At 70.0% G+C, this 24,500-nt stretch carries 16 protein-coding genes, 1 tRNA gene and 3 pseudogenes; 13 read left to right on the forward strand and 7 right to left on the reverse strand.

Going from position 1 to position 24,500, the window contains the following annotated elements; all coding sequences use genetic code 11:
• The first annotated feature begins 71 nt into the window (after window positions 1-71).
• From HEB94_RS17890 to HEB94_RS17935, 10 genes are all read left to right on the forward strand, one after another.
• Window positions 72-1,985, forward strand: a complete 1,914-nt coding sequence (locus tag HEB94_RS17890) for an NADH-quinone oxidoreductase subunit 5 family protein (RefSeq protein ID WP_192750949.1) — start codon at window positions 72-74, stop codon at window positions 1,983-1,985.
• Window positions 1,982-3,496, forward strand: coding sequence for a complex I subunit 4 family protein (locus HEB94_RS17895; RefSeq protein WP_192750950.1), 1,515 nt, complete (start codon window positions 1,982-1,984; stop codon window positions 3,494-3,496). The genes HEB94_RS17890 and HEB94_RS17895 overlap by 4 nt, the downstream gene beginning before the upstream one ends.
• Window positions 3,497-3,510: 14 nt before the next feature.
• Window positions 3,511-5,220 (forward strand): NADH-quinone oxidoreductase subunit N, encoded by a 1,710-nt coding sequence (locus tag HEB94_RS17900; RefSeq protein ID WP_192756521.1) that lies wholly within the window; start codon window positions 3,511-3,513, stop codon window positions 5,218-5,220.
• 85 nt (window positions 5,221-5,305) lie between these two features.
• The gene (locus HEB94_RS17905; protein ID WP_192750951.1) at window positions 5,306-6,925 is read left to right on the forward strand and encodes an FAD-dependent monooxygenase; all 1,620 of its coding nucleotides are present in this window, start codon (window positions 5,306-5,308) and stop codon (window positions 6,923-6,925) included.
• A gap of 73 nt (window positions 6,926-6,998) precedes the next feature.
• Window positions 6,999-7,880: a M48 family metalloprotease gene (locus HEB94_RS17910; protein WP_192750952.1), complete on the forward strand. Its 882-nt coding sequence runs from the start codon at window positions 6,999-7,001 to the stop codon at window positions 7,878-7,880.
• A gap of 115 nt (window positions 7,881-7,995) precedes the next feature.
• Complete coding sequence (locus HEB94_RS17915) at window positions 7,996-9,351, forward strand: permuted SH3 domain-containing protein (protein ID WP_192750953.1); 1,356 nt, start codon at window positions 7,996-7,998, stop codon at window positions 9,349-9,351.
• Complete coding sequence (locus HEB94_RS17920; protein WP_192750954.1) at window positions 9,348-10,055, forward strand: ATP-binding cassette domain-containing protein; 708 nt, start codon at window positions 9,348-9,350, stop codon at window positions 10,053-10,055. The genes HEB94_RS17915 and HEB94_RS17920 overlap by 4 nt, the downstream gene beginning before the upstream one ends.
• Window positions 10,052-11,281 carry an ABC transporter permease gene (locus HEB94_RS17925; protein ID WP_192750955.1) on the forward strand — a complete coding sequence of 410 codons (1,230 nt, stop codon included), beginning with the start codon at window positions 10,052-10,054 and terminating at the stop codon, window positions 11,279-11,281. Before HEB94_RS17920 ends, HEB94_RS17925 begins: the two co-directional genes overlap by 4 nt.
• A 97-nt stretch (window positions 11,282-11,378) precedes the next feature.
• On the forward strand, window positions 11,379-12,308 hold the full coding sequence (locus tag HEB94_RS17930) for a DUF5666 domain-containing protein (RefSeq protein WP_192750956.1): 930 nt from the start codon (window positions 11,379-11,381) through the stop codon (window positions 12,306-12,308).
• Window positions 12,301-14,295, forward strand: coding sequence for an efflux RND transporter periplasmic adaptor subunit (locus HEB94_RS17935; RefSeq protein WP_192750957.1), 1,995 nt, complete (start codon window positions 12,301-12,303; stop codon window positions 14,293-14,295). The genes HEB94_RS17930 and HEB94_RS17935 overlap by 8 nt, the downstream gene beginning before the upstream one ends.
• 225 nt (window positions 14,296-14,520) lie before the next feature.
• Here the strand turns inward: HEB94_RS17935 and HEB94_RS17940 are convergent, their stop codons facing one another.
• Complete coding sequence (locus HEB94_RS17940) at window positions 14,521-15,015, reverse strand: YajQ family cyclic di-GMP-binding protein (RefSeq protein ID WP_192756522.1); 495 nt, start codon at window positions 15,013-15,015, stop codon at window positions 14,521-14,523.
• 103 nt (window positions 15,016-15,118) lie between these two features.
• Between HEB94_RS17940 and HEB94_RS17945 the strand changes: the two genes are divergently transcribed.
• Together HEB94_RS17945 and HEB94_RS17950 are read left to right on the forward strand one after the other, a co-directional pair.
• Window positions 15,119-15,200, forward strand: a tRNA-Tyr gene (locus HEB94_RS17945).
• A gap of 621 nt (window positions 15,201-15,821) precedes the next feature.
• Window positions 15,822-16,385, forward strand: coding sequence for a histidine phosphatase family protein (locus tag HEB94_RS17950; protein WP_192750958.1), 564 nt, complete (start codon window positions 15,822-15,824; stop codon window positions 16,383-16,385).
• Window positions 16,386-16,395: 10 nt separating this feature from the next.
• Here the strand turns inward: HEB94_RS17950 and HEB94_RS17955 are convergent.
• From HEB94_RS17955 to HEB94_RS17975, 5 genes and pseudogenes are all read right to left on the reverse strand, one after another.
• Window positions 16,396-17,014, reverse strand: a pseudogene (locus HEB94_RS17955) (transposase); the annotation flags it as partial.
• Between the two features lie 76 nt (window positions 17,015-17,090).
• Window positions 17,091-18,350, reverse strand: coding sequence for a group II intron reverse transcriptase/maturase (ltrA, locus tag HEB94_RS17960; RefSeq protein ID WP_192750960.1), 1,260 nt, complete (start codon window positions 18,348-18,350; stop codon window positions 17,091-17,093).
• A 624-nt stretch (window positions 18,351-18,974) separates the two neighbouring features.
• A pseudogene (locus HEB94_RS54610) lies at window positions 18,975-19,142 on the reverse strand (IS3-like element IS1141 family transposase); the annotation flags it as partial.
• Between the two features lie 232 nt (window positions 19,143-19,374).
• Window positions 19,375-19,779: a transposase gene (locus HEB94_RS17970; protein WP_202896400.1), complete on the reverse strand. Its 405-nt coding sequence runs from the start codon at window positions 19,777-19,779 to the stop codon at window positions 19,375-19,377.
• A 1,297-nt stretch (window positions 19,780-21,076) separates the two neighbouring features.
• Window positions 21,077-21,754, reverse strand: a pseudogene (locus tag HEB94_RS17975) (transposase); the annotation flags it as partial.
• A 457-nt stretch (window positions 21,755-22,211) separates the two neighbouring features.
• On the opposite strand from HEB94_RS17975, the gene HEB94_RS17980 reads away from it, so the two are divergent.
• Window positions 22,212-23,429: an IS110 family RNA-guided transposase gene (locus HEB94_RS17980; RefSeq protein WP_192750963.1), complete on the forward strand. Its 1,218-nt coding sequence runs from the start codon at window positions 22,212-22,214 to the stop codon at window positions 23,427-23,429.
• On the opposite strand, the gene HEB94_RS17985 is transcribed toward HEB94_RS17980, so the two are convergent.
• The gene (locus HEB94_RS17985) at window positions 23,400-23,888 is read right to left on the reverse strand and encodes a hypothetical protein (protein WP_420481534.1); all 489 of its coding nucleotides are present in this window, start codon (window positions 23,886-23,888) and stop codon (window positions 23,400-23,402) included. The two genes, HEB94_RS17980 and HEB94_RS17985, sit on opposite strands and share 30 nt — an antisense overlap.
• Between the last annotated feature and the right edge of the window lie 612 nt (window positions 23,889-24,500).

Here is a 24,500-nt window from a genome sequence, read left to right on the forward strand (position 1 = left end):
CGTGAACTGGCTGACGGTGAGCCGGCTGACCGTGAGCCGGCCGAGCGTGCCGGCGCGGCGGAGGCGGGCCGATGACCGAGGCCTTCCTCGCCCTCGCGGCACCGTTCGTCGCCGCCTTGATGGCCCTCGCACTCGGGAAGCGGGTACCCCGGCTGGTCGCGCCGATCGGTGTCGCGGGCACCGCTCTCGCGTTCGTCGCGGCCTGCGTGCTCACCGGCCGAACCCTCGCCGGCGACCTCGGCGTCCGGAGCGCCTCGCTCGCGTACGTGCCGACCGGCGGGTTGTCGTTCGACATCGCGTTCCGGGTCGACGGGCTCTCCGCGTTGGTGGCGCTCCTCGTCACCGGCGTGGCCCTCGCCGTGCAGATCTACTCGATCGACTACCTGCGTGGCGATCCGCGGTACCCGTCCTACGTCGCGTTCGTCTCGCTGTTCACCGCCGCGATGCTCACCGTGGTGACCGCCGACGACCTGTTCGTCCTGCTGGTCGGCTGGGAGGTGATGGGTGCCTGTTCCTACTTCCTGATCGGTCACCACTGGGAGTTGCGGGAGGCGCGCGACGGTGCGATCAAGGCGTTCCTCGCGACGCGGCTCGGTGACGTCGGCTTCGTGTTCGGGATCTTCGTGCTGGGTCTTGGCGCCGGCACGTTCTCCATCAGCGGCGTCCAGGAGGCCGCCGCGAGCGGCGAGCTGACGACGGGCACGGCGACGCTCGCGACCCTGCTGTTGCTCGCCGGTGTGGTGGGCAAGTCGGCGCAGTTCCCGCTGCACGTCTGGTTGCCGGACGCGATGGCCGGTCCGACGCCGGTCAGCGCGCTCATCCACGCGGCGACCATGGTGGCGGCGGGCGTCTTCCTCGTCGCGCGGTTGCTCGGGGTCTTCCAGGCGGCGCCCGCGACCCTCGCGGTCCTGGCTGTCATCGCCGCGATCACCATGGTCGGTTCCGCGTTGTGCGCCCTCGCCGAGGAGGACGTCAAGCGGGTGTTGGCGTGGTCGACGGTGAGCCAACTCGCCTACATGCTGGCCGGGCTCGCCGCGGGCGGCTACACCGCCGGGCTGCTGTTGCTGGTGGCGCACGGTGCGTTCAAGGCGCTGCTCTTCCTGTGCGCGGGATCGCTGATCCACGCCGTCGGCAGCAACAACATGACCGCGATGGGCGGCCTTCGCCGCACTCTGCCGGTGACGTTCGTGACGATGACGATCGGTCTCGGCGCGCTCGCGGCGCTGCCGCCCCTGTCCGGGTTCTTCGCCAAGGACGCCGTCCTCGGCGCGATCCAGGAGGCCGCGCTGCACGGTGGCGCGCTGCCGGGCTGGGCGGCGTGGGTCGCGCTGGTCGCCGGCTTCGGCACCGTCGTGCTGACCGCGGCGTACGCCACCCGGATGTGGCTGCGCGTCTTCTTCGGCGCCCCGGCCGCGGAGGTGCCCGCCGCACCGAACCTCCCCGCGCACGCCGAGCCGCACCTCGCCGAGGCGCCCGCCTTCATGCGCTGGCCGCTCGTCGTCCTCGCCGTACCCGCCGCGCTCGTGGGGTTCCTGGCCCTGGCTCCGGGCGCGTGGGCGGGTTGGCTCACCGGCGGCGGCGTGTCGCGCCCGGCGGCGGAGGCCCTGGTGCACGTGAGCACCACGGTCCTGTCGCTGGTGCTCGTGCTCGCGTCCGCGGCCCTCGTGATCGGTGCGTGGCGGCGGCTCGACCGCGGTGACCCCGCCGTCCTGCTCGGCCGGGCCAGACCCGTGCTGGAACACGGCTTCCGGGTCGACGACCTGATCGCGGCGTACGTCGTCCGGCCGGTGTGGGGTCTCGCCCGTGCCGTCGTCGCGGGTGACCGGGACGTCGTCGACTTCTACGTACAGGGTTCGGGGCGGGCCGCACGCCTGCTCGGCGGAGCGCTCCGGCTGCTGCAGAACGGCAACGTCTCGGTCTACCTGAGCCTGCTCCTGGCCGGGGTCGTCGTCCTCGTCGTCGCGGCGCTGGGGGTGCGGGCATGAACGTCGTCCTGTGGCTGCTGCTCGCCGTCCCGCTGGCGGGGGCACTCCTGCTCGCGGCCGGCCGCCGGCTGGTCCCGGACGCCGCGGTGGCCGCGGTCGGTGCGGTCGTCGGCGGTGTGACGCTCGCGCTGGCCGTCGTCCTCGCCGCGGCCTTCGACTACGGGGCCGCACACCGGGTGCAGTTCGAGACCGACGTCGCCTGGATCCCCGCCATCGACGTGCGCTGGCACCTCGGCCTGGATGGCATCTCGGTGCCGATGGTGCTGCTGACCGCGCTGCTCGCGTTCCTCTGCCTGCTCTACACGACCCGGATCGCCCCGGAGGCCGGCCGCACGCGTGGGCTGGTGGCGCTGGTGTTCCTGCTCGAGGTCGGGATGCTCGGGACGTTCGTCGCGTTCGACCTGATCGTCTTCTTCCTCTTCTTCGAGGTCGTCCTGATCCCGATGTGGTTCGTGATCGCCGGGTGGGGCGACCCGCACGACGGTCCGGGCCGGCGCCGTGCGGCCACGACGTTCATCCTCTACACCCTGCTCGGCAGCGCGGTCATGCTGCTCGGGTTCCTGCTCGTGTACGCCGGCGCCGGGACGTTCGACCTCACCGAACTCGCGGCCGGCGGCGGGCGCGGCATCGCCCACGGCACCCAGGTCCTGGCGGCCGTCGCCATCGGGCTCGGCCTCGCCGTGAAGAGCCCGATGTGGCCGCTGCACTCCTGGCTGCCCGACGCGCACGCGAAGGCGCCCACGATCGGGTCGGTGCTGTTGGCCGGAGTCCTGCTGAAGATGGGGACCTACGGCTTCGTCCGGGTCTGGCTGCCCGTGGTGCCCGACGGCGCCCGCGCGGTGGCGCCCTACCTCGCCGGACTCGCGACCGTCGGCATCCTCTACGGCGCGCTCGCGTGTCTGCGCCAGGGCGAACTCAAGCGGCTGATCGCGTACTCCTCGGTCGGCCACATGGGCTTCGTCCTGCTCGGCATCGCGACCCTCACGCCGGTCGGTGTCAACGGTGCGCTGTTCGCGGGTGTTGCGCACGGACTCATCACCGGCCTGCTGTTCTTCCTCGCCGGGGCGATCAAGGACCGGCACGGTACGGGTGACCTCGTCCGCCTCGGAGGCGGGCTGTACTCCCGGATGCCACGCCTTGCCGGGTTGTTCGTCTTCGGCGCCGTCGCGAGCCTCGGCCTGCCCGGGCTCGCGGGGTTCTGGGGCGAGATGCTCGCGATGTTCGGGGCGTTCCAGCCGGCGGCCTCGCTGGGGCGGACGACCTACCTCGTGCTGATGGTGCTCGCCGGCCTGGGCACCGTCCTGACCGCGGCGTACTTCCTCGTGCTCGTCCGCCGGCTCTGCCAGGGTGCGGACACGATCGGACCCAGCCTCGCCGTCGCCCGCGACGTCACCGCGGTCGAGGTCGTGGCCTGGGCGCCGCTCGTGCTCCTCACACTGGTCCTCGGTCTGTATCCGCGGGCGGTGCTGGCGATCACCGAACCGGCGGTCCAGGTCCTGGTGGGCAGGTGAGGCGGGTGAGCGGCATGGTCTCCGGAATCGGCTCGGAACTCCCCGCGCGGGATCTCGTCGCGGCGGTGAGTTCCGTCCAGCCCGTCGACTGGCTCGCGATCGGGCCGCCGCTCGCGGTGGCGGTGACCGCGCTCGTGGTGCTCGTGGTCGACGCGTTCCTTCCCGTCCGCCGGCGCGGCCTCGCGCCGTGGTTGTCCCTGCTCGGGCTCCTGGTGGGGTTGGGCCTGCTGGTGCCGCTCGCGGCGGAGTCGGGGCCGCGCGGCGTCTTCTGCGCGGGCGGGACGCTGGAGCCACCGGCGGCCTGCTCCTACGTCGTCGACTCCCTCACCCTGGTCTTCCAACTCATCGCGGCCGGTGGGGCCGCTCTGGTGGTCCTGCTCAGCGCGGGCCGCAAGGGTGCGCGTGCCGACCGTCCGGCGACAGGCACGCTCGGTGCCGGCGTCCCGCCGGGGGAGTACCACTTCCTGCTGCTCGCCTCGGTGACCGGCGCGATGACGCTGGCCGGGGCCCGCGACCTCATCACCCTCGTGGTGGCGCTGGAGGTCGTGTCGCTACCGGCGTTCGCGCTGGTCGGACTCCGCCGAGGCGACGGGCGGGGGGCCGAGGCGGCGCTGAAGTTCTTCCTCGTGTCCGTCGTGTCCGTGGCCGTGATGCTGTTCGGCGTCTCGTTCGTCTACGGCGCGACCGGCACGGTCTACCTCGACCGGATCGCCGCCGTGCTGCGGTCGGGGGGTCTCGCCACCCTGACCGGGGACGGCATGGCGGCGGTCGCGGGTGTCGGTGTGGTGCTGACCCTGGTCGGACTGGCGTTCAAGGTCGCCGCGGTGCCGTTCCACTTCTGGGTGCCCGACACCTACGTCGGCGCGCCGATACCGGTCGCCGCCTACCTGTCGGTGGTGTCGAAGGCGGCCGGGTTCGTGGGGCTGCTGCTGGTGGTGAGCATCGCGTTCCCGTCGTACGCCGACGTGTGGGATCCGGTGGTCGGCGTCCTCGCCGCCCTGACGATGACGCTGGGCAACCTCGTCGCGCTGCGGCAACGCAACGCCGTCCGGCTGCTCGCCTGGTCGAGCGTGGCCCAGGCGGGCTACCTGCTCGTCCCGCTCGGCACGGGCGGTGGGAACGGCGTGCTCGCCGCCACCGTGGCGTACCTCCTCATCTACGCCGTGATCAACCTCGGCGCGTTCTCCGTGGTCGCGCTCGGCGTCGCGGGTCCCGGACGGGGCAGGTTCCTCGACGACTACCGAGGGTTGTTCTGGCGGCAGCCGCTGCGTGCGGCGGCGCTCGGGTTCTTCCTGCTCGCGCTGGCCGGCCTGCCACCCGGCGTGCTCGGGCTGTTCGGGAAGGTCGTGCTCTTCCGCGCCGCCATCGACGGCGGGGCGGGGTGGCTCGCGGTGGTGATGGCGGTCAACGTCGTGATCGCCCTCGCCTACTACCTGTACTGGACCGCGTTGCTCTTCCTGCCGGCGAGGTCGGAGGAGGGTGCCGCCGCGGTGGCCGACAACGGCACCCGTGCCGGAACGGTTACCGGGGCGAGGGCCGGCGCGGTCGCGGGTTCGGTGGCCAGTTCCGGCAACGGCGGGACGCCCGCCGCGGCGTCCGGCGTCACCCTGGATCCCTGGCCGGCGCGACTCGCGGTGGTCGTCCTCGCCGTGCTCGCGCTCGTCCTGTCGGTCGCCCCGAACCTCGCCATCGACGTCCTCCGGCACCTGCCGACGTCGCTGTGAGCGCGGCGTCACCGGCGCCCGTCGTGGCCGTGATCGCCAACGCCAGGGCTTGCCCGTCGAAGGGTGCCGGGAGAAGCTTGCCGGCGTGGTAGACACGCAGGGAGCCGTCGGGTGTGAGGTCCTCGTCCTCGGCGCCGGACCGACCGGGCTCACCGCAGCACTCGACCTGGTCAGGCGTGGGATCGACGTCCGCATCGTGGACCCGGCGTTCTCGGCCCCGATGCGTTCGCCCAGCCGAGGGCTCGGGCCCCGCAGCCTGGAGATCTTCGACGACCTCGGCGTGGTCGACGAACTCCTCCGCTTCGGTTCCCTCGGCCAGGGGCTGCGGATGTACGCCGGGCGCCGCGAGGTGACCCACCTGCCGGCCGGCAGCGACCGGTCCAGCCGGCGGCGCCGGGCGGGCCGGCGTTACAGCCGGTCGCTGGCGATCGCCACCCGGCAGGTGGAGCGGGTACTGCGGGAGTCGCTCGCCGCCGGTGGCGTCAAGGTCGAGGTCGGTCTCGACGTGCGTGCCTGGGAGCAGGACGACTCGGGCGTCACCGTCCGGATGGCCCCCGAAGACGGCGGGTCCGGCGAACTCCGGGTGCGCGCGGCGTACGTCGTCCTGGCCGACGTACCGGCGACCACCCTCCCCGCGACCGGCGCCCCGGGCACCACCGCGCTGACCACCGCCAACGGCTCCGCCTCCTCCGGGCCCGCGGTGTACGTCGGCGAGGTGCGTGTCGACGGCCTACCGCGCGAGGACACGCTGCACGTCTGGACCGAGGGGATCATGCTGGCGCCGCTGCCGGCCGAGGACACCTGGTGGTTCCGCGCCGACGGCGTACCGGACGCGAGCCACCGGGCGCCCACCCTGACCCAGTGCCAGGAGCTGTTCCAGCAGCGCACCGGCCGCGACGACGTACGCATCGTCGGCACGCAGTTCCTGACGGCCTACCCCGCCCGGTACGACGCTGACCTGGGCTCCGCGTCGTACCGCCAGGGTCGGGTGTTCCTCGCGGGAGACGCCGTCGGTGACCGGTCCCTCCCACGCGGCGTCGACGCCGGCATCCAGGACGCCTACAACCTCGGCTGGAAGCTCGCCGCCGCCATCCGGGCCGGCGAGGACGTCGTCCTCGACTCCTACGAGCCGGAACGCCAGGCCCACGAAGCCGGGTCGTCCGGCTCAGGTCCGTCCGCGTCGTATCCACGGCACCGGCCCCGGCTGCCGCTCGGCGCTCGCAGGTGGGGGCGCCGGTGGTACGCCGAACTGGGCGGACAGGCCCAACTCGACCTGCACTACCGCGGTTCGGGTCTGAGTCAGGAACTCGGTGGCAAGCGGGTACTCCTGCGCGCCGGTGACCGGGTGCCCGACATCCGGCTCTGGAGTGTCCGGGCCGCTCGCGAGATCCGGCTCTTCGAGATTCTTCGCGGCACCCACTGGACCGCCCTCGGGCTGGGGTCCGTCGCGGCGGAGGCGGTCGCCGCGGTCGTACGCCGGTTCGGGTCCGGCGTCCAGGGTGAGGTGATCGGCGGTGGCTCGGTCGGCTCCGCCATACCCGGCGTCACGCTCCTCGACAGCCACGGCGAGGCGCGCCACACGCTCGGTAGTCGCGGCGGGAGCGTCCTCCTCGTCCGGCCGGACGGCTACCTCGGCCTGCGCGCGGGCGGTCGGCCGGAGGTGATCGCCGCCTACCTCGAAGGGATGGTGGCGGAGGAGCTGTAACCCTGTAAGCCATCGAGGTGAGGGAACGCCGACCCCAGTGACGGCGTTCTCACGGTGGAGGTCCTCGCTACGTATGCACGACCGCTCGCAGTGCCACCGCAACCAGCTCAAGACCACGGTCATACTCGCCGTGCTCTCGGGGCTGGTTCTCATCGTCGGGCGATCGCTCGGCGGGCGGGCCGGTCTCACGGTCGCGTTGTTCCTCGCCGTCGCGATGAACGCGGCCGCCTACTTCTGGAGCGACCGGATGGCGCTGCGGGCGATGCGCGCCTACCCCGTCAGTGAGGCGGACCATCCGGAGCTGTGCCGGATGGTGCGGGAACTCTCCACCACGATGCGGCTGCCGATTCCCGCCGTCTGCGTCTCACCCACCCCGACGCCGAACGCCTTCACCACCGGGCGAAACCCACGCCACTCGACGGTCTGTGTCACCGAAGGGCTGCTCGCCCTGCTCGATCGCCGGGAGCTTCGCGCCGTCCTCGGGCACGAACTCGGCCACGTGGCCAACCGCGACATCCTGGTCTCGTCGGTGGCCGCCGCGCTGGCGAGCATGATCATGTACGTCGCGCAGTTCGCGTGGCTGTTGCCGTTCGGGCGCGCGGACGACGGCGACGACGGCGACGGCTCCCCGGTCACCGCCCTCGCCATGCTGGTCCTGGGCCCGGTCGCGGCGTCCCTGCTGCAACTGGCCGTCACCAGGTCGCGGGAGTACGACGCCGACATCGTCTCCGCCCGGGTCACCGGCGATCCGCTGGCGCTCGCCAACGCCCTGCGCAAGCTCGAGTTGGCGACCCGGGAGCACCCGCTTCCCGCGGCGCCGGAGTTGCGCAGCACCGCCGCCCTGATGATCGCGAGCCCGTTCCGGGCGAGAGGGTTGGTCCGCCTCTTCGCCACCCACCCGCCGACCCGGAAGCGGATCGCCCGTCTCGAGGACCTCGCCGGCTACGAACGCTGATCCGGAATCGTCGGACCAATTTCCAGCTGATTCCTAGCTTCCCGTCAGCCAAATCTCAGCCACGACTTCCACACTGTCACCGGCCGCGCGCGGGCGGGGCCGCCAGGAGGAAGTCGTGCGGTCCAGAGTCAGAGGCCGGCCGGTACGCCGGGTCGTCGTTCCGGTACTCGTCGTCGTAGTCGTCGTGATAGCCGGTGGCGCTGTGTGGGCGGCCACCCGGGACAGTGGCGACCCCGCACCGGCCGCGACCACGCGGATGGTGACGGCCAGCCCCACGACGTTCCGGCAGACCGTCGCCGCGAGCGGCACGCTCGAACCCACCAACCGCGCCGACCTCGCCTTCGAGGTCGGCGGCAAGGTGACCGCGGTCTCGGTACGCGAGGGCCAACACGTCAACAAGGGCGCGCGGCTCGCCACGGTGTCCTCGGCGACCCTCGCGGCGCAACTCGCCTCCGCCAAGGCGACCCTCGCCGGCGACCAGGCGCGGGTCACCGCGGACCTCGACAACGGCGAGTCCGACGCCCAGGTCGCCGCCGACCGAGCCGCCGTCACGGCCGCGCAGAGCCAGGTGGACGACGCTGAGGCGGCGATGGACGCCGCGACCCTCACCTCACCGATCACCGGGACGGTCGCCTCGGTCGACCTCACCGTCGGGCAACAGGTCTCCGGCTCCGGCGGGTCGGGCGGTGGATCGGGCGGGTCCGGGTCCGCCGGGCGTGGTTCGACCGGGACGGCCGGCGGTACCGGTGGCGCCGGCGGCACCGGTTCGAACGCCGCGGCCTCGTCGTCCTCCGCGGCCTCGTCGTCCGCACAGGTCGTCGTCGTCGACACGACCCACTGGACGGTGCAGGCCACCGTCGACGACACGGTGGTCGGCCAGCTCAAGGAGGGCCTGCAGGCGGTCATCACGCCGAACGGCGCGAGCACGCCGGTCTACGGCCTGGTGTCGAGCGTCGGCCTACTTCCGGCCAGTGGCGCGGAGACCGCGGCGTACCCGGTGTCGATCGAGGTCACCGGCACGCCGGGCGGACTCCTTCCGGGCGCGAGCGCGCAGGTCTCGATCACCGTCAAGCAACTCTCCGACGTGCTCGCCGTTCCCGCCTCGGCTGTCCACTACTCCGCCGGCGGTACGACGGTCACCGTCGTTCGCGACGGGAAGCACGTCACCCAGAAGGTCACCGTGGGCGCGGTCGACGCCGGACGGGTCCAGATCACCTCCGGACTGAAGGCCGGCGACCAGGTGGAGGTGAGCGCGCCGGCGCGGGGTTCGGGCACGGGCGGCGCCGGCGGCGGCACGACCGGCTTCGGTGGCCGCGCCGGGGGCGGTGGCTTCGGTGGCCAGGGTGGCTTCGGTGGCCGGGCCGGTGGGGGTGGCCCGGGCGGTGGAGCCGGTGGCTTCGGCGGTCGCGCTGGTGGCGGCGGGTTCGGCGGCGGCCAGGGCGGTCAGGGCGGCGGGGGCGGTGGCCAGTGAGCACGCCGTACGACACGCCTGTCATCGCCCTGCGCGACGTCGCGAAGACCTACCGCCGAGGCGCCCTCGAGGTGGAGGCCCTCCGCGGCATCTCCCTGGAGATCCCGACCGGCGACTACGTGGCGATCATGGGCCCGTCCGGGTCGGGCAAGTCGACGCTCATGCACATCCTCGGCTGCCTCGACGTACCGACCAGCGGCCGCTACCTCCTGGCCGGGCAGGACGTGAGCCGGATGGGTGAGACCGAGTTGGCGGAAGTACGCAACCGCCGGATCGGCTTCGTCTTCCAGCAGTTCAACCTGCTCCCCTCGTTGCCGGCCTGGCGCAACGTCGAGTTGCCGTTGACCTACGCCGGAGTCGGCCGCGCCGAACGCCGGGAGCGGGCGATGCGGGCACTCGCCCGGGTCGGGCTCGCGCAGCGGGTCGACCACCGGCCGGGTGAACTCTCCGGCGGCCAGCAGCAACGGGTCGCGGTCGCGCGGGCGCTGGTCGGTGATCCCGACCTCATCCTCGCCGACGAGCCGACCGGAAACCTGGACAGCCGGTCCAGCGAAGACGTCCTCGCACTCCTGAGTGAGCTGCACGCGAGCGGACGCACGATCATCCTGATCACGCACGAGGCGGACGTCGCGCGGGCCGCGGCCCGCATCCTGCGCATCCGCGACGGCGTACTCCACGACTCGGCGATCGCGGGGACGCCGTGAACTGGCTCGAGACCCTGCGAACCGGCCTGGAGGCGGTCCGCACGCACCGGCTGCGCTCGACCCTGACCGTCCTCGGCATCCTGATCGGAATCGCGGCGGTGATCCTCACGGTCGGGCTCGGCCTGGGTGCCCAGACGACGATCAGCGCCCAGGTCGACGCGCTCGGCAGCAACCTGCTCATCGTGACGCCGGGCAGTACGACGACCGGTGGCGTACGAGGCGGGCTCGGCTCAGCCTCGACCCTGACCCAGGCCGACGCCGAAGCGCTCGCCGACCCCACCGTCGCGCCGGACGTGAAGGCCGTCGCGCCCATCGTCCAACGTCGCGAGGACCTCGTCGCCGGCTCGACGAACTGGACCACGACCATCGTCGGCACGACGCCCGACTGGCTGTCGGTGCGGGCGCGTACCGTGTCGTCCGGTCGGTTCCTCACCCCGCAGGACGTCAGTGACGGGGGAGCGGTCACCGTGCTCGGCTCCTCGACTGCGACGGAGCTGTTCGGCCCGCGCGACCCGGTGGGACAGTCCGTCACCGTCAACGGCATCCCGTTCACCGTGGTCGGCGTACTCGCGAGCGCGGGTTCCTCGGCCGCGAGCAACGAGGACGACCAGGCCGTCATCCCCATCTCGACCGCATCCGCGCGGCTCGTCGGCGGCGCGACGGCTGGCTCGGTGCAGACGATCTACGTACAGGCGCACGGCGCCGACCTCATCTCGGCGGCGTACCAGGAGATCGACGCCGAACTCGCCGCCCTGCACCGGACGACCGATCCCACCTCGGCCGACTACACCATCGCGACGCAGCAGTCGCTGCTGAGCACGGCCAACTCGATCGCGCGGACGCTGACCGTCCTGCTCGGCGGGATCGCCGCCATCTCGCTTCTCGTCGGCGGCATCGGCGTCATGAACATCATGCTGGTCTCGGTCACCGAACGGCTCCGCGAGATCGGCCTGCGCAAGGCGCTCGGCGCCACGCCGCGGGCGATCCGGCGCCAGTTCCTCGTCGAGTCCAGTGTGCTCGGGCTGGTAGGTGGCCTGCTCGGCCTCGGACTCGGCGTCGTGGGCGCCCTACTGCTCCCGCGGGTGATCTCGAACCCGGTGACGATCAGCCCGGCCGCGGCGGTCGGCGCGCTCGCGGTCGCCGTCGGGATCGGGGTCGCTTTCGGCGTCTACCCCGCGAGCCGTGCCGCCCGGTTGGCCCCGATCGACGCTCTGCGCAGCGAGTGACATGTCGTCGACTCCTGCCTCCACTCCTGCCTCCATTCCTGCTTCTGCCAACTCGGCCCCGACCAGGCGGGCCGCTACCCAGGACGGAACGCGCACCATGCACCGACTCCGCCTCTCCGCCATCCCCGTCCTCCTCGCCGCGGCCACCGTCGCTCTGGTCGGCTGCTCGGGATCCGGCGGTACGACCACCGCGACCGCGCCGTCGGCCACGCCCTCCGCGACTCCGGTCGGCCGGGGCGGTCCGAACCGTGGACCGGGCGGCATGCAGCGCGCCCCGGGCACCTCGGGGACCGTCGCCGCGGTGGAAACGGACCGCATCGAGGTGCAGAACCCGTCGTTCGGGCAGGTGACCGTCACCTTCTCGGCGTCCACCCGGTTCTCCCGGACCGTCGAGGCGAGCGTGAGCAGCGTCGCCGCCGGCGACTGCGTCCAGGCGATCGCGGCAGGGCGGCGGCCGGGCGGGCGTGCCGGTGCCGGGTCCGGAGGTGCCGATTCCGGTGCTGGTTCCGGCGGTGCCGCGGCACCCGCCGACGGTCCCTTCACCGCCACCGCGGTCACGATCGTCGGCACGGCCGACGCCTCTGGTGCCTGCGCGGCGAGCGGCGGCTTCGACCGGGGCGGTGCCCGACCGACCGCCGGGCCACGGATGCGCACCGTCCGCCCACGCCCGACCGGGACCGCTCGCCCTGGTGGCGCGGGTGGCAACGGGCGGTTCGGCGGGTTCGGCGGACTGGCGGTCGGCCGGGTGGTCTCGGTGTCCGGCACCAGCTTCGTCGTCGCGCGGGAAGCGCGCGGTGGTGCGACTCCCGGGAACCAGACGGTACGTACGACCAGTACGACTACCGTGACCCGGACGGAGCCGGCGACCGCGAAGGCCCTCGCCGTCGGGACGTGTGCGACCGCGGTGGGGAAGGCGGACGACACCGGTACCGTCGCCGCGACCGCCATCAGCCTGCGCCAGGCCGGACCACAGGGCTGCGTGCCGGCCGGCGGGTTCCGCCGCGGCATGGGCGGCGGCAATGGCTGAGACGCGGGCCCGACGCCGGGCACCCTGGCGGGGGGTCGCCGCCGGAGTTCTCGTCCTGGCCGTCATCGCGGGTGGTGTCGTCGCCGCCCGCGCGGCGACCGGCCCCGACCAGCCGCGCTACCGGCTGGCCACCGCGACGATCGGTGACGTCGAGCAGTGGCTGTCCAAGCCTGGGACGGTCGCACCCTCCGGCCGGGCCGACGTCAGCTTCCCGATGTCGGGAACCGTGGCCAGCGTCGCCGTCCAGCAGGGCCAGCAGGTCACGGCTGGGCAGGCCCTCGCCAGGTTGGACACCTCGTCCCTCGACGCCGCGGTGACCTCCGCACAGGAGACGCTCGCGTCGGCGAAGGCGCGGCTGGCCGCGGACGAGGCGAGCCAGAACGCGGCCGACTCCGCCGGTGGCGCGAGCGGCTCGTCGGGCGGAGCGCCGGCCGCTTCGGCTGGTGGCGGGTCGGCGGGCCGGTCCTCCCACGGATCCTCGGGTACGCCGGACGCCTCGCGCGCGCTGGCCCGCCAGCAGGCCGCCGTCCTCGCTGCTCAGCGTGCGGTCGACCAGGGGCTGGCTCGATCCGGTGCGGCCCTGCGCTCCGAGCAGGAGGCGTGCGCGGTGTCCCGGGCCGGCGATCCCCCTCCGCCACCGCCGGATTCGCGGGGGAACAGGCACGTCGCGCCGACGGTCTTCACCCGTACGCGGGGAACGACGTCCCCGACCGCGTCGCCGACACCCACGACCGCCACGGTCCAGCCGACGGACTCGCCGACACCCACGCCCACGCCGACCCCGACCGGGTCGCCGACACCCACAACCGCCCCGACGCCGACGACCTCGCCGACACCCACGACCTCCCCGACGCCGACGCCGACGCCGACGCCCTCGCCCACCTCTTCGCCGTCGCCCACGGACGGCCCAGGGCGCGACACCGCGGCCTGTGACGCGGCGATCCAGGCGGTGATGGCGGCGCAGGCTGACACCGCCAAGGCCCAGCACCAACTCGGGCAGGCCGAAATCGCCCTCGCCAGCGCACTCACCGCACTGATGGCCAGTACGTCCCACGGTGGCGGTACGACGTCGGACTCCCCGTCCGGAACGGCGGGCCACGTCGGAGGATCCACCGACGCCCAGCCCCAGTCGGGCGGAGCCCGCACCACGTCGCCGGGTGTCTCGGGGACCATCGGGTCGGGTGGGCAGGCCGGTCGTGGCGAACCCGCGTCCCCCGAACAGCTCGCCGCCGACCAGGCCGACATCGACGCGGCCGAGGCCGCGTCGACCGCCGCCGAGCAGGACCGTACGCAGGCCGAGATCACGGCGCCCATCGCCGGGACGGTGGCGAGCGTCGGTACGAAGGTGGGGGAGCAGGTCACGTCCTCGTCCGCGGCCGTGGTGATCGTCGCGCCGGGAGCGCAGGTCGCGACGATGACGGTCAGCGACACCGAGGTGAGCGGCGTACGAGCGGGGATGGCCGCGAAGGTGACGCCGACCGGTACCTCACGGAGCCTGAGCGCGACGGTCGGCAGCGTCGACACGCTGAACCCGGACACCAGCGCCGGCTCCACGTCGTACACCGTGACCGTGGCAATCGACCGGAGTGCCACGGCGCTACCGGTCGGGGCGTCGGTGACCGTCGCCGTCCTCACCGGGCGAACGGCACAGGTCCTGACCGTGCCGACCTCGGCCGTACGAACCGTCGGCAGCGTCCACGTCGTGTCGGTCCTGAAGAAGGGGGCGCCGTCGCGCACCCTCGTCCAGACCGGCACCGTCGGGCCTGCCCGTACCCAGATCAGGTCCGGCCTCGCGACCGGTACCCAGGTCGTCCTCGCCGACCTCGAGCTCCCGCCGCCGGACGGTGGTGCGGCCAACCTCCGCACTCGTGTGGCGGGCGGGGCCCGGGCGGCAGGTGCGGGTGGCGCCGGCGGCAGTGGCGGCGCCCGGGGTCTCGGCGGCTTCGGTGGTGGCGGCGCGGGCCGTGGCGGGCGCGGACAGGGCTGAACTCCGGGACGCCCTCGGCCCTGTGTTCCCCCCGCCCAGCGGATGGTCTCGCCACGGTCCCCGCGCCTCACGCCCTCACGACGCACCTACCGCCGCGGGTCTGGCCGCGGTCAGGGCGTCACCAGCGGCTGGCTCACTCGGTCGTCCCGCCGGGGCCACGGGCGGACGGCCTCACCGACGTCGGCGGTCGACCTCAGAAGTCGTCGACCCCAGTAATCGTCGACGTCAGCGGTAGTTGACGAACTGAAGGGCGACGTCGAGGTCCTTGCCCTTGAGGAGCTGGATGACGTCCTGGAGGTCGTCACGCTTCTTGCTCGTCACCCGCAGCTCGTCGCCCTGGACCTGGACCTTCACTCCCTTGGGGCCCTCGTCCCGGACGATCTTGGCGACCTTCTTGGCGTTCTCCTGGGAGATGCCCTGCTCGAAGGTTGCCGAGATCCGGTAGTCCTTGCCGGACTGCTTCGGTTCGTCGTCCTTCAGGTTGCGCAGCGATACGCCCCGTTTGACCAGCTTCTCCTTGAACACGTCGAGGACGGCCTTCGCGCGCTCCTCGGAGTTGGCGGCGATCTCCACGCCGAGTTCGCCGGACCACCGGATCTCGGCGTCGGTACCCTTGAAGTCGAACCTCTGTGCGATCTCACGCGTTGCCTGGTTGAGGGCGTTGTCGGCCTCCTGACGATCGACCTTGCTCACGATGTCGAACGACGATTCGGCGGCCATCCGGGCTCCCTTCGTACGTAGCTGCATGGGACGGACCGGCCGGGTACGCAGACCGGTGCGCGTCTGCGCTATCCTCTCAACTCGCTGCTGCAAGGCAGCACCCGGCAGGTTGCCCGAGTGGCCAAAGGGAGCGGTCTGTAAAACCGTCGGCTTCGCCTACACTGGTTCGAATCCAGTACCTGCCACACCAGTACGAACGGCCCCTGACCTGCACAAACAGGTCCGGGGCCGTTCTGGTGGAGGGGCTTTGGAGGTGACGGTGTGCGGACCGTCGGCTCGATTTGTCGGCTCGGGGTTCGTGCAGGTCAGGCGCCTGCGGCAGGTCGTGGATCGGCGAGATTCGGCGCGGCGCGGCGTATATGCGGCACCGTTTGGAGGTGCTCGCTGGGATGTTGATGGTGGCGGCTGTGCTGCACCCATAGGTGGTCGGGGGTGCGTGCCGCCGCGGCGCTTGGGGGTTTCTGCGGGGTTTCCGCGGCGTTCTGCGGCGACGGCCGGTACCGAGCGCACGAGGCCGCTGACCGGGGGAGATGTCGGTGCGGATGCGGTTCTGCGGGTTGTGCGGATTCTGCGGCGGACCCAGCGTCGCTGCCTCGGGGCGACGGGGCTGTGCGAGTCAAGGGTGCGGATGCTTCTGGTGTACGACGACCACGCACCCGGTCCCGGCCTGTGGGGTTGACCTGTGGTTCGCGAGACGCCACGGCTATGGGCCGAACGCCAGGTGCTTCAGCCTTGAGCTCTCTCCGGCTGGTCCGGTTCGCACCGGTATCGACGCCGGGGGGCCACGTTGCCACACAGAATGGAGCATGACGCGACTCATCTTTGTGCGGCATGGCGAGAGCGAAGCGAACCTGCTCCACGTCTTCTCCAACCGCGGTACGAAGCACGGGCTCACCGCCAATGGCCGTGGCCAGGCGTTGGAGCTCGCTCGCCGGCTCGCGGGCGCCTCCGTGGCCCGCATCTACACGAGCCCGCTGCTGCGCGCGGTGCAGACCGCGCAGATCCTGAGCCGGCGGCTGGATGTCGAGGTCGGACCGGCCGAGGCGCTGTGTGAGTACGACGTGGGTGCGTATGAGGGCAGCGACGACCCCGCGCACTGGCGCGAGTACGAAGAGGTGCTCAACACGTGGACGCTCGCTGGCGAGTGGGACCGCCGAGTCGGTGGCGGAGAGAGCTACCGCGACATCAAGCATCGCTTCGCACCTTTCGTCGAGCAGGTCACGGCGATGAGCGGTGTGACCGTCCTGGTCGGCCATGGCGGGCTGTATCGCTGCATGCTGCGTGTGGTTCTGACCAACGTGACCGCGACCTTCGCACTGATACACCCGCTCGCCAACACCCAGCAGGTGCGGTGCGTGTCAAGGTTTTGAGGCGGGTCGGTTAGGGATTCATTGAGTTAGCTGGTGGTTCCTGGCTGGGTTTGTTGATCCATGCTGATGTTGGTAGGGCGGGTGGTTCGGGAGGCTTGCGGACGAACCGTTCGGGGTGGCGGGTGAGAGCGGCGGTGAGCACCTGGGCGCGGCCGGCGCGGAGGGTCTCGGCGTGTTCGTAGTGGACGTCGATGGGGTGGTGCCAGCCGATGCCGGAGTGGTAGTGCTTCGTGTTGTACCAGGTGAAGAAGCGTTGGCAGAACGCGCGAGCGTCGGCGATCGAGCCGAACCTGTCGGGGAAGTCGGGCCGGTACTTCAGGGTGCGGAACTGCGCCTCGGAGTAGGGATTGTCGTTCGAGGTGGGGTCGGGAATGAGTCTTGGTCACGCCGAGGTCGGCGAGCAGGAACGCCACGGGCTTGGATGCCATGGCGGAGCCGTTGTCGGCGTGGACGGTCAACTGCTCACGGTCGATGCCGTGTTTGGCGATCGTGTCGGCCAGTAGCTTCTCGGCCAGGACGGCGGACTCGCGTTCGGCGATCAGCCAGCCGACCACGTAGCGGCTGTAGATGTCGAGGATCACGTACAGGTGGTAGTAGGTCCACTTGGCGGGGCCGAGCAGCTTGGTGAGTCGGGTGGCCCCGAGGAGTTTCACCCCGGGGCTCCCACAGAACGGAGCGTGAACCTCTCGGCTCACTCCGCTCTTCTCATCGATACCCAGACGACATGCGCTCCCATGACCAGTGCCTGAACAGCCCCGGATCTCGAGCGACGATCCCGGACCACCAGCGCCACAGGCGTTTCCAGGCACGCAACCGCTTGTACTTCCGTCGCGCCCATCGCATCAGGTAGGTGTTGATGCGTCGTAGCAGGGGATATATCTCCGACCTGTTGTATCGGCCGTAGTAGTTCATCCAGCCCGCCACGATCGGGTTGATCTGTTTGGCCAGTTCGTTCAGGTCTGTTCCTGTGCGCAGGTGGAGCCGCCAAGAGCGGACCACCCCTCCCATTGCCTTGAGAGCTTTCGGGCTGACCGCAGGCGTGAATCTGACGTGCATTCGCCCGTCCTTGCCTTTCAACGATCGTGCCCGGAACTCGTACCCCAGAAAGACGAACGAGGTGTGTTCATGATCGCCTCGCCGACTCTCGTCCTTGCAATACGCAATCTTGGTCTTGTCCGGATGCAGCCGGACGCCGACCTGTTCCGTCCGCTCTTTCAGCGCGGCCAGGACCGCTTCGGCCTGCCGCTTGGTGGCACAGTGCACGATTGCGTCGTCGGCATAACGTTCGAACTCCACCGTCGGGAATTCGCGCGCCAGCCACGTGTCGAATGCATAGTGCATGAACAGATTGGCGAGCACCGGCGAGACCGCTGACCCTTGCGGGGTTCCTCGGTCTCGCTCGATCACGGCTCCGTCGTGGGTCTGCATCGGCGCGGCCAGCCAGCGCCGCACATACAGCAGCACCCACCGCTGCTCCTGAGTGATGTTGGCCCGCACCGCCTTGACCATCAGTTCCCACGGCACCGTATCGAAGAATTTCTGAAGATCGAGGTCGATCACCCAGCTCTTCTTCCAGCACCGTTGGCGGCACGCGCCCACCGCATCCAGCGCCGACTTACCCGGCCGGTACCCGTATGAGTCGTTCACAAAGATCGACTCGGTTCGGGGCTCCAGCGTCATCGCGACCACCGTCTGCGCCACCCGGTCGGCCACCGTCGGCAACCCGAGGGTCCGGGTCCCACCGTCGGCTTTGGGGATGTCCACCTGAAGCACCGGTGGCGGAAAGTAGGTCCCCGACGACATTCGATTCCAGATCCTGTAGAGGTTGTTCCGCAGGTCCTTCTCGAAGTCCTCGATCGACTGCCCATCCACCCCGGCGGCGCCTTTGTTCGCCGCGACCCTTCGATACGCCTCCCACACTCGCTGCTTGGGAATCACAAACGACTTGCCGTCCGAACCTGACATGCCCTCTCTCGTCCTCCCGGCCCAGACAGACCACCCGGTCTGCCCTGCCAGTTGCTCAAGCGACAGGTCAACGATGAGCCGGCCCCTTCGCTCCACCCCCATTACAGGGGCTTCTCCACTACTACGAGCCGGTCCGCCAGCCAGCGCCGCAACGGTACTCAGCATCTTCCAGCGGCAGCCTTGGATGCACTCCCTCTCGCCGCCTCCCACCGCTGTAGCGGCAGGTTGCGGACGGTTTCGGCGCTCGCTCTCCCACGTTCCATGCAGAAGCCGCAGACCAGGATCACGCCGCCTTCACACCGGACACCGCCTGGCCAATACTCGGGCTCCCGCCAGGCTCATCCCGAAGCTGGGACACTGCCTCGGTTTCGATGTCATCCTTGTCTTTCGGTGCCTCGTCAGCGGTTCACTCACGTTCGTCTTCCTGGTCCCCGCCTTACCCGTTTACTCGGGCCTTTTCCTCACCGCTCACCACGATGGTCTTCAGCCAACGCAGCGTGAGGTGGCTTGACATCTCTCCCCGAAAAGCGACGCCGGAGGGTCAGCAATCCTCCATCTCCTGCACAGCACCACATCAAGCAGCCCTGCCTACATCAGAGCCCCTCTCCGCGCTCGTGGCGCACTGTCCCATGACCAGCAGGTGTTCGGCCGGGTGGCCAGGAGTTCGGGCTTGACCCGCGCGGGATGCACTGCCTGGCGGCGGCGCTCGCCTACCTCGCCGTGCGCGCGCAGGATCCGGTACATCGTCGAGGTCGACGCCAGGTAGACACCGGAGTCGAGCAGCTCGTGGTAGACGGCCGCGGGCGCCTTGTCCACATGCTCTTCGCTGTTGAGCGCACCGCCCGCACCTGGTCCCGCTCGGCCCGGCTCAGCGCCCTGGGCTGCGGCTTGCGCGTGCGTGGCGGGCGCGTGGGGGCGGGGCTCTTGCGGTGACGCCGGTAGTGGGTGGCCTGCGCACGGCCAGTGGCCGCGCAGGCGGCACGGGTGCCCACCAACGGCTCGAGTTCGATGATCGCTTCATCGATCATGGCGTGGGCTCGCTCCCGCTGTTCGGGCTGTCGGTCGCGAGCTGACCCAACAGCGCGGAGAGCTTTCCCTGAACGTCGATGACCTTGCGTGCCTTGTCCAGTTCCGCCTGCAGACGCTCGTTTTCCTTACGCAGCCTGGCGTTCTCCCGCTCCTTCGGATCAGCCTGTGGACGCCCCGCCGGCTTGGCCAGCGCCGCCAACCCAGCGGCATCTCGCTGGTCCCGCCACGCCGAGATCAGCGATGAATACAAGCCCTCCCGACGCAACAGAGCCCCCTTGCCGGCCTTGTCCAACGTCTCGTACTCCGCCAGGATCTTCGCCTTGTAGGACGCCGAGTACCTCCGCGTCGCCGCCTTCGCAGGAACCTCCGGGTCAGGCACCCGCTCATCATTCGAACTCACCGTAGAGACGACTCCTCACTCGCCCTCAAAACAACGTATCAAGCACTGATCTTGCCTCACTCGAGCTTGACACAGAGGGGTGGTCGCCGTCCCGCACAACGGGTCGGCTGCCTGCACCACCTGGGGCAGCCACACCACAGCCCCGGAAGCAGTCCTCGACGCCCCCGGGCCTGGCTGACCTTGGGATCTTGGGCTTGGCCTCGAAGGGGGATAACCACCGGACGGGAGGCGCAGTAGCGTCGCGGCCTTCGTATCAACCCTAGCCAGCCGCTCGCCAGGGGGTCGGGTCGCTGCTCTGCAGTACACGACGCATAAGTGGCGAGAACCTGAGCAGTGCGGCAACGACGGCGTCCGCCACTTCGGCAGGTAGGAGCAGCGGACTCGACCGAGCCCGTGTCCGGCGTGCGGAGCTGTCCCCTCCGGGCCCGCCGACGGGAGGGCGCCCGAGACTCCTGAGAAAGGAAGGGAAAATAGGCGGCGACGCGCTGACCTTAAGAAGTTTCTGCAGACTAGCCAGTACAGGGCCGCCGGTGTAACACGCTCGTCGACAACTACGTCGACGCGTCGGTTTGGCGAGGCATGGGTGACGAAGTAGGTCGGCCTCCGCGGCCATGAGGTGGTCGAGCCAGGCTCCGGGGTCCGGCAACGTCCTTGGGCTTGCCCGAAGGTGCCCACATGACTGCGGTCGAGTTGCAACCCCGCCGTTGCGAGCTTTACGGCAGGTAGTTGCGCAGCGCTGACCCCTGCCGGGTCTTGGTGATCAGATTTGTCGAGATTCCTCACAACTGTCGGCGGGGGATGGTAGGAAATCCCTGTGACATCTTCGACTCACCCGGACCAAGGGCCACCCCGACCTGGAGCGTCGGCCGCGCCGCCTGAGCCGGTCAGGTCACCGTGGTATCGGGACCGCACGATGTGGTGGGCTCTGATGCCCATCATCTCGGGTGGGGCCCTTGCTTGGGTGCCCACCTTGCACGCGTGGGTGAAGTTTCGGCGACGGGACCTGCTCTACTGGACGTTGGTACTGGGCTGCCTGTCGGCGCTTGCGTACCTCTTCATTTCGCTGGATCCGTCTTCGAACAACCCTGAAGAAGAATCTGGGGTCGCCGGAGCGGTGGGCACGGTCCTCGCTCTTGCTGGGGCGGTGTGCGGAGGCGTGCAGTCGTTCCGGCTGCGGCCGAAGGTCTTCGCGTTGTCACGCATCCGCACTGAATCAGTGGGTGTTGACTCAAATTCAGATGCTGCGCTTGCCGGGGTGGAACGAGCTCGTACGAGACGTGCCGAGGCGCGGTCCATTGCGAAGCAGGATCTCCGGCGCACCGTCGACGCCAGGCCGGTAGGACTCCGGGAGCGCTTCAAGGGTCAGGTCCAGCAGTGTCTTGTGGTCGGCGATGGTGTTCGACCCGGCGTTTCCGGGCCGAAGGATCCCAGCCAGCGACTCCCCGCCGGAGATCTCGGGCCGGTCCAGATAGGAGTGCAGCGGATGGAACCCGAAGCTCTTCTTCCAGGTCGGTGCAGCGCCGGACTTCTCGCTGTGAGCGATGGTGATCGTGGCATCGAAGTCGATGTGCAGATACCCACCGGTGGCCTCCAGGTCCGGGGCCGCTCCCGCCTGCCAGGCCCGCTCACGCGCCTTCGCCCGCGCCTGGCGCACCAGCCCCAGATGCTGTTCATCGATCCTGTCGACCAGCCGCCACACGGTCGGCTGACTGGCCACCGCCCCGTGCAGTTGCGGGCGGTCCCGCAACACCGCGATCCCCGACGTCGACGTCGCCCCATCGGCGATCGCACACGCCTGATCAGCGAACACCTGCCCCGGGGAGTGAAGCCACGGGCCCCGATACGTGTCAGCCAACGCCTGGGTGACGAACCTGGTCAGACCCACGAACTCAGCGAGCTCGCGCAGCATCGACACACCCGCATGCGAGGCCAACCCGTGCCCATCCGAGCTGACCCGAAGCCGTGGCCCAGCCATGCCACCCCTGCCGCCAGCCGAACCATCCTTGCCTCGGCGTGCCTTCTTCCCACCCGACGAACCCTTGCTACGCTTCACCTACGGAGTGCCTTTCTGCGAGAAAGATCGTTGTCCTCAAACACCGATTCTTCCTTACAGGCAAGGCACTCCGCCGCATTTAGACCCCGTGCCGCCGACCCACGTGAATAGCCGAGGCTAATGAGAGCTACCGGGTTCGTCGTTGAGGCAGACTCGGTGCTTGGTAGCCGCTGGCAGGTGAGCACTCTCCCGCCCTGGATCTCGGGAGTCCTACAAGCAGATCGTGCCCCTTGCCGGTGGTCGGAAGAGTCGACCGCTGATGGGATGTCGTGCCCGCTGCTCATAGGCGTGAGCACTTGATCATTAGGGTGCTGGTGGTTCTTCCGCGGGCTACGTCAACCTGATCGTTGTGCGGGACACGGAAGAACGGAGAACGGGGTTGCTGTTCGTCGGAGACGACTGGGCCGAGGACCACCACGACATCGAGGTGCAAGACGAGACGGGCCGGCGGTTGGCCAAGGCCCGCTTCACCGAGGGGTTGGCCGGCGTCGCTCAGTTGCATGAGTTGGTCGCCCAGCACCTGGACGAGGACGAGGCCGACCAGGTCGTGGTCGGTATCGAGACCGACCGTGGTCCGTGGGTGCTCGCGTTGATCGCCGCGGGCTACCGGGTGTTCGCGATCAATCCGCTGCAGGTCGCTCGTTACCGCGAGCGGCAGAGTGTCTCCGGTGCCAAGAGCGACGCCGCGGACGCACACGCCCTCGCCGACATGGTCCGCACCGACTCTCATCAGCTGCGTTCGGTCGCCGGTGACAGCGACCAGGCCGAAGCGGTGAAGGTGGTGGCCCGCGCCCACAAGAGCCTGATCTGGGAACGCACTAGGCATGCGCAACGGCTACGTAACGTGCTGCGGGAGTTCTTCCCCGCGGCGTTGCAGGCCTTCGATGATCTGACTGCCGCCGATGCCCTTGAGCTGCTTGCCAAAGCCCCCGATCCTGATGCGGCGGCGCGGCTCACCATCGCGCAGATCAGCGCGGCGCTCAAGCATGCCCATCGACACCACGCCAGCGACAAGGCCCGGGTGATCCGCGCGGCGCCGCGCACTGAGCAGCTGCGTCAGCCCGCCGCGGTGACGACCGCCTACGCGGCCACGGTCCGTGCGCAGGTCGCCGTCATCGGCACCCTCAACGCGCAGATCAAGACGATGGGAGCGCAGGTCGAAGCCCATTTTGGTCAGCACCCGGACGCTGAAATCTACCTCAGCCAGCCCGGCATGGGCCCCATCCTCGGCGCCCGGGTGCTTGCCGAATTCGGAGACGATGACCACCGCTACGCCGACGCCCGCTCCCGCAAGAACTACGCCGGCACAAGCCCGATCACCCGCGCCTCGGGCAAGAAGAAGACCGTCCTCGCGCGTTACGTCCACAACAACAGACTGATCGATGCACTCGGCCAGCAAGCGTTCAGCGCCCTGACCGGCTCGCCAGGCGCCCGCTCCTACTACGACGAACTCCGCCGGCGCGGGACCGGCCACCGCGCCGCACTGCGTCAACTCGCCAACCGCCTCGTGGGCATCCTGCACGGCTGCCTCAAGACCGGCACCGTCTACGACGAAGCGGCCGCCTGGTCACACCACACCCACACCGCCGCCGCTTGACAATATTTCGCCATGGGATGTCTGCTTGGCCCGCCCATACACCGGGCGCAACAACGAGTCGATATCGATGAACACCCGATCCTCGATACCCGGCAACAACCCGCTGGCCTGAACAAGGTTGACCAGATGAGCCCGCGCGACCGAGGCCAACTGCATGCAGTGGCCGTGGGTGAACTCCCGCAGAAACTGGCCAAGCGTCGCCGGCGCATACACCCCACCAAACAGCCGACGCATCCCACCCGAGCGGATCACATCCAGATCATCGATACAATCCGCGCCCGCGGCCATCCCCGCGATGATCGAGGCCAGCTTGCCCGCCGGGTTGGCCGCCGCCGAAGCCACCGTCGTCTCCGTGATCGCGACCCGCTCGCCCACCAGCTCCGACAGGCCCGCCCGCTCCGCCAGCGCCATCACCGGCACCAACCCCGCACACGACACCAGATTCTGATCATCGAACACCGGCGTGGCCCGCGACCACCCATACGGTAGTTTCACTCTCAGTGCCTTTTGGATCGGGTTGGATCAGGACCTAGACACTCCAGATTCTCCCGATCCAGAAGGCACTTTCCCTGCTACCGCGCCGAGGCCCACTCACCCGGTCCACGGATTGAGGCTTAGATCACCGGGCTGACCAGGAGTGCCCTGCGTGTCAAGCAGTCGGTGTTCTGGAGGGCGATGAAGTACAGGACGCTGAGCCACACTTTGAGCGTGTAGATGATGATGACTATGAGGTCTGGATGGACCTCAGTGTTGGATCGGAGCACTTTAGTTGCCCAACATGCCATTTGGTATTGGACAGTTACGAACTCATCGAGGAGGCCAAGCTCCCAGTCGAGTTCACCGGCGTCGGCGATTTTGAGGACTTCATGGAGCCCGACTACGGCAACGACTAGGGCAATAGCCGGCAGGCCTGCGCTTCCCTCTCCATGCGATCACCTCGCGGCTCTCCTTCATCCGGACGAGTGTTGCGCTGCAGAGGCCTGTAGGTGGCGGCTGCGCACAGTGCCGTCGATCCGACATGCTGGGTGACTGCTCTGGTGAGGCCACCCTTGATCTCGCCAGCTGCCCCCC

Source organism: Actinopolymorpha pittospori, from assembly GCF_014873875.1.
Classification (GTDB): domain Bacteria; phylum Actinomycetota; class Actinomycetes; order Propionibacteriales; family Actinopolymorphaceae; genus Actinopolymorpha; species Actinopolymorpha pittospori.

Excerpts from the sequence above, each read along its gene's own strand:
- HEB94_RS17890 (WP_192750949.1), top strand. The coding sequence starts at position 72 with ATGACCGAGGCCTTCCTCGCCCTCGCGGCACCGTTCGTCGCCGCCTTG.
- HEB94_RS17930 (WP_192750956.1), top strand. The coding sequence starts at position 11,379 with ATGCACCGACTCCGCCTCTCCGCCATCCCCGTCCTCCTCGCCGCGGCC.
- HEB94_RS17935 (WP_192750957.1), top strand. The coding sequence starts at position 12,301 with ATGGCTGAGACGCGGGCCCGACGCCGGGCACCCTGGCGGGGGGTCGCC.
- HEB94_RS17950 (WP_192750958.1), top strand. The coding sequence starts at position 15,822 with ATGACGCGACTCATCTTTGTGCGGCATGGCGAGAGCGAAGCGAACCTG.
- HEB94_RS17900 (WP_192756521.1), top strand. The coding sequence starts at position 3,511 with ATGGTCTCCGGAATCGGCTCGGAACTCCCCGCGCGGGATCTCGTCGCG.
- HEB94_RS17940 (WP_192756522.1), bottom strand. The coding sequence starts at position 15,015 with ATGGCCGCCGAATCGTCGTTCGACATCGTGAGCAAGGTCGATCGTCAG.
- HEB94_RS17910 (WP_192750952.1), top strand. The coding sequence starts at position 6,999 with ATGCACGACCGCTCGCAGTGCCACCGCAACCAGCTCAAGACCACGGTC.
- ltrA (WP_192750960.1), bottom strand. The coding sequence starts at position 18,350 with ATGTCAGGTTCGGACGGCAAGTCGTTTGTGATTCCCAAGCAGCGAGTG.
- HEB94_RS17895 (WP_192750950.1), top strand. The coding sequence starts at position 1,982 with ATGAACGTCGTCCTGTGGCTGCTGCTCGCCGTCCCGCTGGCGGGGGCA.